Source organism: Candidatus Methylomirabilota bacterium (assembly GCA_036002485.1).
In the GTDB taxonomy this organism is placed as follows: domain Bacteria; phylum Methylomirabilota; class Methylomirabilia; order Rokubacteriales; family CSP1-6; genus AR37.
Window position 1 is genome coordinate 24,866 of sequence record DASYTI010000162.1, and the last position, 13,273, is coordinate 38,138.

Consider the following 13,273-nt stretch of genomic DNA (forward strand, 5'->3'; position numbering starts at 1 on the left):
AACGGTGCCGGTCCGGGGGTGACCACGTCGGCGGAGACGGCAGGCCCTCCCGGATACGCTGCGTGAGGTCCTCGAAGCTCAGGTGCATGGTGCTCACGTCGTCTTGCCCGGGTCTTCTCCCAGAAAGTAGCGGCGGGGATCGAAGAGGCGGATGAGGGCGAGCTCATCCGCGGTCGGCACCTCGAAGCGCCGCAACCGGGCGCCCACGGCCAGCTCCCAGCCGCAGGCCGCGCGCGCAGCCTCGACGGCATCGGCCTCGGGTCGATGGCCGAAGGTGCCCGTGAGCTGGAGCGTCCCCCCCTCGCCATCCTTCTCGTACACTCCGAGATCGGACACCACGGCGCGCACGGCGCGGCCGGGCGCGGTGATGTACGGCACCTTGTCGACGAAGCGCCGGGGCGATTGCTGGAGGCAGACCACCACTTCACGCGAGGAGGAGGTGATGTCATTGGCGCCGCCCGAGCCCGTCACGTAGGTCACGCCCGGGATGATGGTCGAGTTGATATTGCCGTGCTTGTCGATCTGCCCCGCCGCGAGCGACCCCAGGCACGCATTGTGCCGGCCCCCCATGAACACCCCCATGACGTGCAGGATGTCCGTGAGCATCTTGGCCGAGGGAAAATTGCGGAAGGAGAAGACGAAGGGCTCGGCGGGCCGCGGGAGGTAGCCGACCATGCCCGTCTCGGCCATGATCTCGACGTCGACGCCGCCGCGCTTGAGCTCGTAGGCGGCCAGCCAGGCGGCGAGGTTGGAGTTGCCCACGCCGGCCAGAAAGCTGCGGTAGCCATGCGCGCGGACTTTTTCGGCGAGGACGCGCGCCGCCACCACCACCATCCATTCGGAGGGAGAGGCCGGAGACGCGGGCCCCGGCAGCGTCGCGGATAGCGACTCGAGCTCGGAGACCCACGCGTCGGTGTGGGCGCGGCCCTTGGTCTCCATGATCCGCGCGTAGCCGAGCTTGGCCAGATAGGCCGCCTGGTCCGGCACGTCGAGGATCCACTCCCTGATCCAGGCCTCCGCCGTCCCGGGCTCGCGGAAGGCGCGCCGGCACTCGAGGATCCATTCCAGATCTTCGGCGTACCCTTCCAGCTCGGCGACCCCCATGCCGTACATGCCGCCGGGATGACATCCCTGCGGCGCCTCGACCACGGCCTGTACGTACTGCGAGGGAAGCTTGACGAGACCCGAATGGCGCCGGATGAAGTCGGTGGAGACGATGCGCTCGACGGTGACGACGGCGCCGCGCCTGGCGGCCATGGCCCCGTACAGGTTCTCGTTGAGCGGTGCCGCCGTCAGCACATTCCCTGCGCGGTCGGCCGCCCAGCCGTGAATGAGGGCCACGTCGGGCACGAGCGCGCGGACGTAGCCCACGCGCCCCTCTCCCCCGAAGGGATCGTCGGCGGCCATGAAGTCCCCGTCCCTCGCGTTGTCCTCTTCCATGGAGGAGCCGAGGAGCGACTTCGTGGTGAGGAAGGGCACGCCCATGGCGCCGGCGAGAAGCCGCAGCGGCATGGTCAGCATCGACCAGTTCTGGACCTCCAGCCTGCCCTCAAGGACAGCCCGGGAGAGCAAGGGCTGCGGCGTAGGGAAGGGATAGCCCTCGCCCATGAATGTGGTGATGACGCGGCGGACGAGGCCGCCATGGATGAGGGCGGTCCACGGTGATCCGACGCCGATGGCGGCGAGCGTGAAATCGGGGCGCTTGCCCCACCACAGGCGCGTGACCTCGCGGACGAGCACGTTGGCGCGCCCGTGGGCGGCGCCGACATAGACCGTGTCGCCGGCCCGGACGTGCCGGCGCACCGCTTCCGCGAGCGTCGTCGTCTTGTCCGGGCCCTCCTCGAGGGGCACGTCGAGCCGCCGCCTGATGACATCGTGGTACGCCGCCTCCATCACGCCGCCTCCCGTCTCGGGGCGACCACGCGCGCCTTCAGCCGCCGGGGAATCCAGGCGGCGACCCGCCGGGCCGTGGTGAGGGTGGCATCGAGGGATGCGACATCGAACGGCCAGTGCTTGAGAAGCAGGGGCCGGCCGAGGACCGTGACGAGTCGATCGAGGACGAGGGCAACCAGGAGCGCATCGTCGAGCCAGCCGAAGAGCGGAATGAAGTCCGGAATCAGGTCGAGGGGCGTCACCAGGTACACGGCCAGAGCGGCGAGGAGGATCTTGGCCCGCCCCGGCACCGCGCGGTCGGCCAGCAGCGCCCCCAGCATGCCGGCCAGGCGGGGGAGGACGAGGAGAAGGGCCTTCATGGCGGCGCGGCTATGGCAGCCCCTCGGCCAGCACCTCAGCGATGTCGCGGGCTTTGATCTTGTCGCTCACGCCTTTGCCTTTGACCCCGTCTTCGAACATGGTGAGGCAGAAGGGACACGCGGAGGCGAGGATGTCGGGGTTCACCTCCATGGCCTGCTCGACGCGGATCTGGTTCACGCGGCGCCCCTCGTTCTCCTCCATCCACACGCGGCCGCCCCCGCCCCCGCAGCACATGCCCTTGGATCGAGACAGCTTCATCTCCGCCAGCTCGCCCCGCGTGGCGGAGGCGAGCACGCGCCTCGGCTCCTCGTAGACGTCGTTGTACCGGCCGAGATTGCAGGCGTCGTGATAGGTGATGCGCTCGGTCCGCTCGCGCGGCACCTTCAGCCGTCCCGACTGCACCAGCTCGTCGAGGAGCTGGCTATGGTGGATGACCTTGAACCGTCCGTCGAAATCAGGGTACTCGTTCCGGATGGTGTTGAAGCAGTGGGGGCAGGCCGTGACGATGGTCTGGAACTTGTACTGCTTCAGCGTCTCGATGTTGCCCTGGGCGAGCGTCTGGTAGAGGTACTCGTGCCCCAGCCGCCGGGCCGGCTCGCCCGTGCACTTCTCCTCGTTGCCGAGGATGGCGAAGTCCACTCCCGCGGCCTGCATGAGCTTGACGAAGGCCCGCGCCACCTTCTTGTTCCGCTCGTCGAAGGAGCCGTAGCAGCCGACCCAGTAGAGATACTCCGCCTCGCGCACGTCGCTCATGAGCCGGAGGCCGAGGTCGCCGGCCCACTCCGCCCGCGTCTGCCAGGACATCTGCCACGGATTGCCATTGGTCTCGAGATTGCGGAAGGCGGGCTGCAGCTCCGCGGGGAACCGCGACTCCGTGAGGACGAGCCAGCGCCGCATGTCCACGATCTTGGGCACGTGCTCGATGAAGACGGGGCAGGCGTCCACGCACCAGCGGCAGGTCGTGCAGGCCCACAGGACATTGTCGTGGATGACGTCGCCGACCATTGACCTCGCGGGGGCGGGCGACCTCGCGAGGGCGGGGGCCTTCTCGGCGGCCGACTTGTCGCCCGCATGATGTCCGTGCTTGGCGTGGCCCCCCGCGCTCTCGAGGAGAAAGTCTTGAAGGTTCAGGATGAGCCACTTCGGATCGAGCTCCTTGCCGCTGATGTTGGCCGGGCACCCGGAGGTGCAGCGGCCGCACTCGGTGCAGTTGTACGTGTCGAAGAGATCCCTCCACGTGAAATCCTTGAGACTGCCCACCCCGAAGGTCTCGGCTTCCTCGAGGTTGATCGTCTGGAACTGCCCCTTGGGCTTCTGGGAGGCGAAGAATACGTTGAAGGGGGCAGCCATGATGTGCAGGTGCTTCGAGTACGGCAGGTACACGAGGAAGCTCAGGAGGAGCACCGCGTGGAGCCACCACGACACGTGGAAAATGGCGGTGACCGCCCCGGGCGGCAGATGAGCGAGCGGGCCCGCCAGCGCCCTCCCCGCGAACTGCCAGTGGTCGGACGGCGCGGGGGCGAGCACGATCCGGCCCGCGTCGGCAGCAAGGTCCGTGATCATGAGCCCGAAGATCAGGAGCAGGATGAAGAGGCCCTCGGGCGAGAGGGTGAGGCGGCGGGGCTTGGTCACCAGCCGGCGGTAGGCCGCGTAGGCGATGGCCGCGATGACGGCCACGCTGAAGGCGTCTTCGAGGATCAGGTAGGGGGGCGTGTTGGAGAGCAGCGGAAGGTGGAACCCCTCGGCCATCCCCTGCCCGAAGAACTCGATGGTCCCGAGCGTGAGGACGACGAAGCCCCAGAAGATCGTGGCATGCATGAGCCCGGGCCAGAAGTCGTTCTGGAGGAGCCTGGCCTGGCCGAAGACGTACACGAGGACCGCGAGCAGTCGCTGGGGCACCTTGTCCCATCGCGCGTCCGGCTTCCCCACCAGTATGAGCCGGAGAAGAAAGATCGCGCGTCGCGCGAAGAGCACGAGGGCCACGACGATCAACGCGTAGAACGGGAGCCAGCCGGGGACGGCCCCGTACCACTGGTGAGAGGGCGACATTCAGCGGAACCTCCGTGAGGGACGGGTGTTGGGCCTCATAGTGCGGCGCGGGTTCCGGAGTGTCAAGGTCGCCGGAGGATCGTGGAGAGGATCTGCGAGACGGCGGAGTACGAATCGAGCGTGCCCTCGGCCACCGCGTCGATGAGGGGCGCGATGGCGCGGTCCTGCTCCATGCCCGCGAGCACCTCGCTCGCGAAGCGCTCGACGAGGAGAGTGCGAAGCTCCGCGCGCCGCCGCGCCTGGCGCCGCTTCTCGAGGGCGCCCGAGGCCTCGAGGACGGCCCGGTGCCGCTTAATCTCGGCGAGGAGCTCCGCCACGCCGACGTCGCTCACGGCCTGGGTGGCCAGCACGGGCGTCTCCCAGTCGACGTCCTTGGGCGAGGCGCTGCTCGAGTAGTGCAGGTGTACGGAAAAGCGCAGCTCGGCCATGAGGGCATGCGCGCCTTCGCGGTCGGCCTTGTTGACCACGAAGATGTCGGCGACCTCCATCAGCCCCGCCTTCATGGCCTGCACCGAGTCGCCCGACTCGGGTACCAGGGCCACCACCGTCGTGTCGGCGAGCTTGACGATGTCCAGCTCGGTCTGTCCCACCCCCACGGTCTCCACGAGCACCCAGGGGAACCCGAAGGCATCCATGAGCTTGAGCACGTCGCCGGTGGCGGCCGCGAGACCGCCGAGGCTGCCGCGCGTCGCCATGCTGCGGATGAACACGCCGGGATCCAGGGTGTGGGTCTGCATGCGGATGCGGTCGCCCAGCACGGCACCCCCGGTGAACGGGCTCGACGGATCGACGGCGAGCACACCCACGGCGGCGCCCTCCGCGCGGAGGTAACTGATGACACGGTCGACGAGGGTGGACTTGCCCGCCCCCGGCGGCCCGGTGATTCCCAGGACGTGGGCGCGGCCCAGCCGGGGCTGGAGGGTGCGCATGATCTCCGGAATTCCCGCCCCGCGGTTCTCGACCCGCGTGATGAGACGGGCCAGGGCCAGGCGGTCGCCCGCGAGCATGCGCTCGACGAGGGTGTGAGAAGGGGCGGGTGCGGCGGCGGGCACCCGCAGATTCTAGCAGATTCGCCGGGGCGCCCCCGCGGGCCCCCGTGAATGCATCTATGCAGCCCTCGCCTCGCCGCTCTCCTCGCCTGCGGCTCGTCGGCAGCGTCTCAGCTCGAAAATCTACTGCTTGGCGAAAGTCAGGTCGGTCTCGATGGCGATCTCGTTCGAGAGCTTCAGGAACATCAGCTGCGGGATGGACATGCCGTGATTGCTGAAGGTCGTGCCCAGCTTGGAGCGGACCTTGATGTTCTCGCTGGCGAACCCGAACCGCTTCTGCGCTTCCACCTGCTCCGGGGTGAGCCTGATATAGGTCACGCGCGCGTCGGCCACCGTCTCCACGGGCTTTTGCTTGATGGTGAGGATGCCCTTGACCTTGGCCGGGACTTCCTTCCCCGGCTCGAGCGGACCGGCCATGTCGATGCTCTTGATCTCGAAGATGGCGAACTTGTTCGCCTCGTTGCTGGCCGTGTCGAGGTACAGCGGCCCCTGCATGTCCGCATCGCGCTTGGTGACGCCGGTACTGATCGTGGTCAGGTCCACCTTGATGGTGCCGCTGGCCGTGGCAGGCTTCAGCGGATCCACCGTGAGATTACCCGTGACGGCGGGGCCGGCCGTGTTACCCACGACCGTCTCGAGCGGCGCATCCGTCTTGAAGGTCGCGCGTGAGTAGTTCGAGAGCATCCTGAGATTGATGGGCTCCGCCTGTGCCCATGTCGGCACGGCCAGGACGAGCACAGCCGCGATGAGTCGTCCGATCATGAGACGTGTCCCTCCAAGGAGTTCAATAGGTTCGCTCGGCGAATACGCGCGGGGATAACTCAGGGCCCCGCGTTCTGGTTCCCCGCCACGGCCCTGACCGTATCGTCTCCGAGCCTGGCCTCCATGACCAGGGCATCTTCGCCCGTATCGAAATAGTAGCCGTTTCGACGTCCGATGATCTGGAACCCGAGGCGGCCATAGAGCGCGACGGCGGGGGCATTGCCCGGACGCACCTCGAGGAAGGCCAGGGTGACGCCTCGGGCCACGCCCTCCGAGAGCGCGCCGGCCAGGATGGCCCGTCCCACGCCCCGATGACGCCAGTCCGGATGCACGGCGAGGTTGGTGATGTGGATCTCGTGACCGATCTCCCAGAGGCACAGGTATCCCACCACCTGACGACCCGCGCGCATCACCGAGCAGCGCGCCACGCGGTTCTGCTGGATCTCGTACCGGAAGGCCGCGGGCGTCCACGGCGTGGGGAAGGACACGCGCTCGATGGCCACGACCTCGTCGAGGTCGGCCAGGGTCATGGGCGCGAGCCGGAGCTTCGCATCCATGGTGCTCATGACGCGCGCCGCGCCTTGAGCTCGGCCTCCGAGGGGCGAAGATAGAGCGGCGCGATCTCGTCGGCGCCCCGCCCCTCACCCGCCGCGAGCATGCGCAGCCCGATCTGAGCGACCACGGCGGGGGACGGCATGCGCTGGGCGGGCGGAGCTACCCGACAGCCGTCGCCCAGCCGCGCGAGCCATGGCCGGCAGGCGGCGATGCCGTCCCCCAGCAGGATGACGGGGGCCTCGAGGCGGGCCGCCGCCGCCTCCGGCGTCAGGGCCAGGTAATCCCAATTCCTGACCATCGCCTGTCCGTCCCAGCGATAGCGGGAGAGATAGACCTCGCCCTTGCGCGCGTCCAGGATGGGGCACACGGCGGCCTCCGCGAAGGGCAGGCGCGCCGCGAGCGCGTCGAGCGTGGGCACGGGAGCAATGGGCAGGTCGAGGGCCAGGGCCAGCCCCTTGACGGTGGCGAGGCCGACGCGGAGGCCTGTGAAGGAGCCCGGCCCGATGGACACGGCGAGTCCGTCCAGATCTCGCGGGGAGAACCCGCATTCAGCGACCAGCCGGTCGACGGCGGCCATCAGGCGCTCCGAATGGGTGACCGTGACGTCCAGCGTGATCTCCCCGAGGAGGCGTTCGCCGTCGACGAGGGCGGCCCCGCCTGAGAGGGTGGCGCTCTCGAGCGCGAGGACTTTCATGGCGGTGGAAGTTTACCACGCGCGGCACTGGACCAATTTGCTCGCCAGATTCTACTCCGCTCTCGCCTCGCGACGCCCAGGGGCCGTTGCTCAGCTCGAACGGCGTCAGCCCTCGCCTCGGGGCGGTGCCCCTCAGCTCGAAGGGCCACGTTCTCGGTTATCTTTAGGGATTGACAAGGGCGCGGCGCGGCCGTAATTCTTACAATTCCATGGCCCCGCCCCCCTCGAAGGAAACAGCCCGGATGGACGCCGAGGTTCGCGAGAAGATCCATCTGGAGATCCTGAAGCGGACGGGCGCGTACCACGCCAACGACCACATCCTCCTGCCGTCCGGCCAGCACACCAGCGAGTTCATCGAGAAGACGCTCGTGACCACGGAGGCCTCCTTCACGGAAGGGCTCGGCGCGGTCATCGCCAAGCACTACGCCCAGTGGCCCATCGACGTCGTGCTCTCCACGGGCCCCGGCGCCCTCATCCTCTCCCACTGCGTGGCGCGCGCGCACCCCTCGCGGCCCACCCTCATGTACGGCACCAAGGGCGTCTCGGCGGGCAAGCGCAAGGTCACCCTCCCCGCCGAGTTCCACCGGCTCATCAGGCCCGCCACCAAGGTGCTCATCGTCGAGGATCTCGTGAGCTCCGGAACCACGGTCAAGCTCTTGAGCGATCTCGTCGAGGAGCTGGGCGGGCAGGTCATCGGCATCGGCGCGTTGTGGCGCCGGACCAAGAAGGCCGAGATCGCCGGCAAGGAGATCTTCAGCCTGGTGAGCCGGGACTTCCCGACCTATCCGCCCGACCAATGTCCCATGTGCAAGAAGGGCGTGGCGCTCAACCAGGAATTCGTGCGCCGCCGCGAGCATCGACGGCCATCCTCGGCTCGAGAGAAGACCTAGGCAGCGAAGGGACAGCCCCGACCCACCAGCTGTAGCGGCCCGCCGCGCTTTATGACCCCGCAGAATGTATTTTCCCCTTGACAGCCTCGGGAGGCCTCCCCCAGAATCCCGGCAGAAGTCACAAACCGCGGGACGCGCGGGGCGGGAGGAGGTGACACGATGGCGAAAAAGAAGAAGGCCTCGAAGAAAAAGAAGAAGTAAGTCGCCGATACCGGCGCTCGGCCCTGTCGGCCCCATCCCGGCAGGGCCGATCCATGTCCGCCTCTGATGGCTGGTACGGTCGGCGCCCGCGTGGTGATAGGCGCCGTGGTCGTGGCGGCCCGGCGCTAGAATCGTCCGATGGCCGAAGTCGACAGATTCTGGAGGCGGGTGCCGTGGATCCTGATCGTCGGCAACCTTGTCGGCGCCCTCCTGACCTTCGTCTATTTCAGGGTGATCGACCCGCCCTCGTCAGCGCAGCGCGTGGGGCCCTGGGAGCTGGGCTTCTTCGCGGCCGGGATGACCCTCCTCCTGGGACTCGGTTCCCTGTGGGTGCGGTCCTGGATCGATCCGCTCGTCAAGGCCCAGTCCGGCCAAAAGGAGCTGCCCGAGGCCGAAGCCAGGCTCGTGAGGCGGCGGGCTCTTCTCCTTCCCCCCATGCTCGCCCTGGTGACCCTGACGGGCTGGATGGCGGCTGGGGTCATCTGGGGCGTCCTGTGGCCCGTGCTCGCGGGCTTCTTTGTCCCTGAGCGGGCCTGGCGTACGGTCTTCGGGATCACCGTGGTGGCGGGCAGCGTGTCCACGGCCTTCATCTACCTGGTCGCGGAGCACCAGTGGCGCCACGCCATGCCGCACTTCTTTCCTCGCGGCGATGTGAGCAGCGTTCCGCGCGTGATGAGGCTCACCGTCCGGACGCGCCTCCTCGCCATCTTCCTGCTGATCAGCGTCATCCCGCTGGCCGTCCTCGGCATGGTCGCCCACACTCGCGCCCTCTCCCTCGCGGGCGCCGACGCGGCCGCCGCCTCCCACCTCGCGGGGGAGCTGGGGGTGATCATCGCCTTCATCGTGGGAGTGGGAATCGCTGCCGCCATCGGGCTCGCGATCTTCACGGCGCGCAGCGTGGCCGATCCCCTGCGGCGCCTCGAGCGCGAGATGGCCGCGGTGGGCCGCGGCGAGCTCGACGGCCGCGTCCCCGTGGTGGGCAATGACGAGATCGGCGCCGTGGGCGAGGGCTTCAACCGGATGCTGGAGGGGCTGCGGGAGCGCGAGGTCATCCGGGAGACCTTCGGCAAGTACGTCACCCGCGAGGTGCGCGACGAGATCCTGGCCGGGCGGGCCAGCTTCGACGGACAGCTCGAAGAGGTGACGGTGCTCTTCTCGGACCTGCGCGACTTCACCCCGTGGGTGGAGCGGACGGAGCCTCGGGAAGTGGTGCGCGAGCTCAACGAGTACTTCACCGAGATGGAGGCGGCCATCCGCGGAGAGCGCGGGCTCGTGCTGCAGTACATCGGCGACGAGATCGAGGCGGTCTTCGGCGCCCCCCTGCGGGGGGCCGACCACGCGGACCGGGCGCTTCGGGCCGCCCGCGAGATGCGCCGGCGCCTGGCCGAGCTCAACGCCCGCCGCGCCCGGGCGGGCAAGCCCCCGCTCCGGAACGGCATCGGCATCCACACGGGCACCGTCCTCGCGGGCAATATCGGGAGCGCGGAGCGGTTGACCTATGCGCTGGTGGGGGACGCGGTCAATCTCGCCTCGCGCATCCAGGGGCTCAACAAGGAGCTGGGCACCGAGATCCTGCTCAGCGAGGCGACGCGGGGCCGACTCACCGACGGGGCGGGGCTCGCCACGCTGCCCGCCGTGAGGGTGAAGGGCAAATCGGAGGAGGTCAGCGTCTTCAGCGTCACCTAGCCGCGGGGCGGGTTCAGAGGACCCGCTACTTCTTGGGCGCCGGCTTGACCGGCTTGGCCACCTTCGCCTTGTCGCCTTCCTTGATGAGCCCTTTGACCTCGTCCATGAACTGGGAGATGTCCTTGAACTGCCGGTAGACCGAGGCGAAGCGGACATAGGCGACCTGGTCGAGCTTCTGCAGGTGCTCCATCACGATCTCACCCATCTCGAGGCTGGTGATCTCCTTCTCCGCCCGCTCGTGCAGGCGTGCCTCGATGTCGGCGACCACGTCGTCCACGGCCTGGACGCCCACCGAGCGCTTCTCGCAGGACTTGAGGATGGAGCCGCGGAGCTTCTGGCGGTCGAAGGGCTCGCGCCGGCCGTCCCGCTTGACCACGTGGGGCAGCACGTCCTCGATGTACTCGTAGGTCGTGTAGCGGCGGTGGCACTTGAGACATTCGCGGCGGCGGCGGATGAACTCGCCCTCGCGCCCCACCCGCGAGTCGACCACGCGGTCCTCGGTGTGTCCGCAGAAGGGGCATTTCATGGGGCGGCCTCGCGGACCACCGTCGCCCTCACCGCAGACGCTCCGCGTAGAGCGGGAACCGAGAGGTCAGTTCCTCGACCTCGCCCCGGACCTTCGCCTCCGCCGAGGCACTGCCGAGACTGCCGAGCACGCCGTCGATGAGGGCGGCGATCTGGACCATCTCGGGCTCCCCCATGCCGCGTGTGGTCACCGCCGGCGTGCCGAGGCGCACCCCACTCGTGACCATGGGCCCCTTGGTATCGAAGGGGATGCCGTTCTTGTTTACGGTGATCCAGGCGCGGTCGAGGGCCTCCTGCGCGTCCTTGCCCGTGATGCCCTTCGGCGTCAGGTCCACGAGGAGAAGGTGCGTGTCCGTGCCGCCGGAGACGAGGCGATAGCCTCGCGCGAGCATGGCCTCGGCCAGGGCCTTGGCGTTCTTGATGATCTGGGCCTGGTAGGCCCGCCACGCAGGGGTCTGCGCCTCGCGGAAGGCCACGGCCTTGGCGGCGATCACGTGCATGAGCGGACCGCCCTGGATGCCGGGCAGCACGGTGCGGTCCAGGTCCTTGGCATAGGCGCTTCGGCACATGACCATGCCGCCCCGCGGCCCGCGGAGGGTCTTGTGCGTGGTGGTGGTGACGAAGTCGGCATAGGGCACGGGTGAGGGATGGAGGCCAGCGGCCACCAGGCCCGCCGGATGGGCGATATCGGCCATGAGGGCGGCCCCCACCTCATCGGCGATATCGCGAAAGGGCTTGAAGTCGATGGCGCGCGGGAAGGCCGAGCCGCCCGCGATGATGAGCTTCGGGCGGTGCTCCTTGGCCAGGTCGCGCACCTGGTCGAGGTCTATCCGCTCGGTGTCCTTGGTCACCCCGTAGGGCACGATGGTGTAGAAGCGACCCGAGAAGTTCATGGGGCTGCCCGCCGTGAGATGGCCGCCGTGGGCGAGATTGGGTCCGAGGACGATGTCCCCGGGCTTGAGCAGCGTGAAGTACACCGCCATGTTCGCCTGCGAGCCCGAGTGGGGCTGGACATTGACGTGTTCGGCGCCGAAGAGCTGCCGGGCGCGGGAGATGGCGAGGTTCTCGGCGATGTCCACGATCTCGCAGCCGCCGTAGTAGCGCTTGCCCGGATAGCCCTCGGCGTACTTGTTGGTCATCACGGAGCCCGTCGCCTCCAGCACGGCCTCGGAGACGAAGTTCTCGGACGCGATGAGCTCGAGGTTGCGTGACTGGCGGACGGTCTCGTCGCGAATGGCCCTCGCGATCTCGGGATCGACCTGCTCGAGGCTGCTCATGCCCCGGCCCGCGCGCGCGCGACCACGCGCTCCATCTCCGCGATCTTGTCCACTCGGCGGGCGTGACGGCCGCCGGCAAAGGACGTCTCGAGCCAGGCGCGCAGGATTTCGAATCCGGTCTCGCGCCCGGTCAGACGTCCCGCCAGGGCCAGGACATTGGCGTCGTTGTGCTCGCGGCTCATGCGCGCGGTGAAGACGTCGCTGCAGAGGGCCGCCCGGATCCCCGGCACCTTGTTGGCGGCGATGGTCATGCCGATGCCGGTGCCGCAGACGAGGAGTCCGCGATCGACCTTGCCCACGGACACGGCCTCGGCGACCTGGGCGGCATAGTCGGGATAGTCGACGGAATCGGGGCCGTGGGTGCCGAAGTCCAGGACCTGGTAGCCGGCATCCATGAGCCAGGCCTTGAGGGCTTCCTTGAGCTCCCACCCGGCGTGATCAGCCCCGAGAGCAACCCCGAGCATCGCGCCTGACATTACGCTCCCTCGGGCCTGAGTGTCAATACGCCCCAACCTGTGGGGCCCGGGAGCCTTCGCAGACGGCTCAAAAAGGTCCAGATGCGAGGCGGCGTCCCGCTGTTCGAGTAGAGCGGCGGCTAAGGGCCGTCGCGAGACGAGGGCTGAGTTGATCCGCAGGTGAGGCGTAGTCTCTCTACGTTGAACCTGCGGTCGAGGACGCCGTCTTATGGTTGCGTAGATGTGGATGACGGCGGTGAGCGGTAGGGTCTCTTCGCGCAAGCGCTCATCGCCGCAGATGGGCCTTTTTCAGCCGTCTGCTCGAGCAAGCGCTCCATGATCAGCACGTCCACCCACCGCCCGTCGAGGAGACCCTGCTCGCGGTAGGTGCCCACGGCCGCGAAGCCCATGCGCCCGTAGAGCGCCACGCCTGCCTTGTTGGTCGGAAAGCATGCCAGGACGAGCTTGTGGAAGCCCAGCCCCTGGCCGAGCTCGATCAAGCGCGCGAGCAAGACGCGACCGGCCCCCTGGCCGCGCCAGCTCCGTTCGACGTAGACGGAGATGTCGGCCACATGGTCATAGGCCCGGCGCGGGTTGAAGGCGTTGAGGCTGCTCCAGCCGATGATCTGCCCTCGCGCCTCGGCCACGAGGACGGGATAGCGTGTCCCGCGCGAGGACAGCCAGCGACGTCGCTCATCGGCATCACGCAGCTCTGTCTCCAGGGTGGCCACGCGATCATCGATACCCTGATTGTAGATGGTGCAGATGGCCGGGGCATCGTCCATGGCGGCAAAGCGAACGGTGATGGCGTCCATGCGATCCACCTCCCGCCTGCATGATCTCCCCAATCCGTAGATCAATAAAATATATTGTTTTT

At 68.3% G+C, this 13,273-nt stretch carries 13 protein-coding genes; 2 read left to right on the plus strand and 11 right to left on the minus strand.

From position 1 onward, the window contains the following. Positions 1 to 93: 93 nt before the first annotated feature. The 7 genes from VGT00_15435 to tsaB all read right to left on the minus strand — a co-directional run bounded on the left by VGT00_15435 (position 94) and on the right by tsaB (position 7,362). Entirely contained in the window at positions 94 to 1,893 is a 1,800-nt protein-coding gene (locus tag VGT00_15435; GenBank protein HEV8532813.1) for a CoA-transferase, read from the minus strand. Then, positions 1,893 to 2,252 carry a DUF1232 domain-containing protein gene (locus VGT00_15440; GenBank protein ID HEV8532814.1) on the minus strand — a complete coding sequence of 120 codons (360 nt, stop codon included), beginning with the start codon at positions 2,250 to 2,252 and terminating at the stop codon, positions 1,893 to 1,895. The genes VGT00_15435 and VGT00_15440 overlap by 1 nt, the downstream gene beginning before the upstream one ends. Before the next feature lie 10 nt (positions 2,253 to 2,262). Further along, positions 2,263 to 4,302 carry a (Fe-S)-binding protein gene (locus VGT00_15445; protein ID HEV8532815.1) on the minus strand — a complete coding sequence of 680 codons (2,040 nt, stop codon included), beginning with the start codon at positions 4,300 to 4,302 and terminating at the stop codon, positions 2,263 to 2,265. Positions 4,303 to 4,364: 62 nt separating this feature from the next. Further along, positions 4,365 to 5,354, minus strand: a complete 990-nt coding sequence (gene meaB, locus VGT00_15450; GenBank protein HEV8532816.1) for a methylmalonyl Co-A mutase-associated GTPase MeaB — start codon at positions 5,352 to 5,354, stop codon at positions 4,365 to 4,367. A gap of 120 nt (positions 5,355 to 5,474) precedes the next feature. Next, positions 5,475 to 6,113, minus strand: a complete 639-nt coding sequence (locus VGT00_15455; protein ID HEV8532817.1) for a YceI family protein — start codon at positions 6,111 to 6,113, stop codon at positions 5,475 to 5,477. Between the two features lie 59 nt (positions 6,114 to 6,172). Continuing rightward, a complete protein-coding gene (gene rimI, locus VGT00_15460) occupies positions 6,173 to 6,679 on the minus strand; it encodes a ribosomal protein S18-alanine N-acetyltransferase (protein HEV8532818.1) in 507 nt (168 codons plus the stop codon). Next, positions 6,676 to 7,362: a tRNA (adenosine(37)-N6)-threonylcarbamoyltransferase complex dimerization subunit type 1 TsaB gene (tsaB, locus tag VGT00_15465; protein HEV8532819.1), complete on the minus strand. Its 687-nt coding sequence runs from the start codon at positions 7,360 to 7,362 to the stop codon at positions 6,676 to 6,678. Before tsaB ends, rimI begins: the two co-directional genes overlap by 4 nt. A 242-nt stretch (positions 7,363 to 7,604) precedes the next feature. Between tsaB and VGT00_15470 the strand changes: the two genes are divergently transcribed. After that, on the plus strand, positions 7,605 to 8,252 hold the full coding sequence (locus VGT00_15470; protein HEV8532820.1) for a phosphoribosyltransferase family protein: 648 nt from the start codon (positions 7,605 to 7,607) through the stop codon (positions 8,250 to 8,252). Between the two features lie 339 nt (positions 8,253 to 8,591). After that, a complete protein-coding gene (locus VGT00_15475; GenBank protein ID HEV8532821.1) occupies positions 8,592 to 10,139 on the plus strand; it encodes an adenylate/guanylate cyclase domain-containing protein in 1,548 nt (515 codons plus the stop codon). Between the two features lie 25 nt (positions 10,140 to 10,164). On the opposite strand, the gene nrdR is transcribed toward VGT00_15475, so the two are convergent. The 4 genes from nrdR to VGT00_15495 all read right to left on the minus strand — a co-directional run bounded on the left by nrdR (position 10,165) and on the right by VGT00_15495 (position 13,211). After that, on the minus strand, positions 10,165 to 10,665 hold the full coding sequence (nrdR, locus tag VGT00_15480) for a transcriptional regulator NrdR (protein HEV8532822.1): 501 nt from the start codon (positions 10,663 to 10,665) through the stop codon (positions 10,165 to 10,167). A gap of 28 nt (positions 10,666 to 10,693) precedes the next feature. After that, positions 10,694 to 11,941, minus strand: coding sequence for a serine hydroxymethyltransferase (glyA, locus tag VGT00_15485; GenBank protein ID HEV8532823.1), 1,248 nt, complete (start codon positions 11,939 to 11,941; stop codon positions 10,694 to 10,696). Further along, on the minus strand, positions 11,938 to 12,417 hold the full coding sequence (rpiB, locus tag VGT00_15490) for a ribose 5-phosphate isomerase B (GenBank protein HEV8532824.1): 480 nt from the start codon (positions 12,415 to 12,417) through the stop codon (positions 11,938 to 11,940). The genes glyA and rpiB overlap by 4 nt, the downstream gene beginning before the upstream one ends. 206 nt (positions 12,418 to 12,623) lie before the next feature. Continuing rightward, a complete protein-coding gene (locus VGT00_15495) occupies positions 12,624 to 13,211 on the minus strand; it encodes an arsinothricin resistance N-acetyltransferase ArsN1 family A (GenBank protein HEV8532825.1) in 588 nt (195 codons plus the stop codon). Positions 13,212 to 13,273: the final 62 nt, after the last annotated feature.

Bases quoted from the DNA above. Each gene is read 5' to 3' on its own strand.
- VGT00_15435 (HEV8532813.1), bottom strand. From the start codon at position 1,893: ATGGAGGCGGCGTACCACGATGTCATCAGGCGGCGGCTCGACGTGCCC.
- VGT00_15455 (HEV8532817.1), bottom strand. From the start codon at position 6,113: ATGATCGGACGACTCATCGCGGCTGTGCTCGTCCTGGCCGTGCCGACA.
- nrdR (HEV8532822.1), bottom strand. From the start codon at position 10,665: ATGAAATGCCCCTTCTGCGGACACACCGAGGACCGCGTGGTCGACTCG.
- VGT00_15445 (HEV8532815.1), bottom strand. From the start codon at position 4,302: ATGTCGCCCTCTCACCAGTGGTACGGGGCCGTCCCCGGCTGGCTCCCG.
- rpiB (HEV8532824.1), bottom strand. From the start codon at position 12,417: ATGTCAGGCGCGATGCTCGGGGTTGCTCTCGGGGCTGATCACGCCGGG.
- glyA (HEV8532823.1), bottom strand. From the start codon at position 11,941: ATGAGCAGCCTCGAGCAGGTCGATCCCGAGATCGCGAGGGCCATTCGC.
- VGT00_15495 (HEV8532825.1), bottom strand. From the start codon at position 13,211: ATGGACGCCATCACCGTTCGCTTTGCCGCCATGGACGATGCCCCGGCC.
- tsaB (HEV8532819.1), bottom strand. From the start codon at position 7,362: ATGAAAGTCCTCGCGCTCGAGAGCGCCACCCTCTCAGGCGGGGCCGCC.
- rimI (HEV8532818.1), bottom strand. From the start codon at position 6,679: ATGAGCACCATGGATGCGAAGCTCCGGCTCGCGCCCATGACCCTGGCC.
- VGT00_15470 (HEV8532820.1), top strand. From the start codon at position 7,605: ATGGACGCCGAGGTTCGCGAGAAGATCCATCTGGAGATCCTGAAGCGG.
- VGT00_15440 (HEV8532814.1), bottom strand. From the start codon at position 2,252: ATGAAGGCCCTTCTCCTCGTCCTCCCCCGCCTGGCCGGCATGCTGGGG.
- VGT00_15475 (HEV8532821.1), top strand. From the start codon at position 8,592: ATGGCCGAAGTCGACAGATTCTGGAGGCGGGTGCCGTGGATCCTGATC.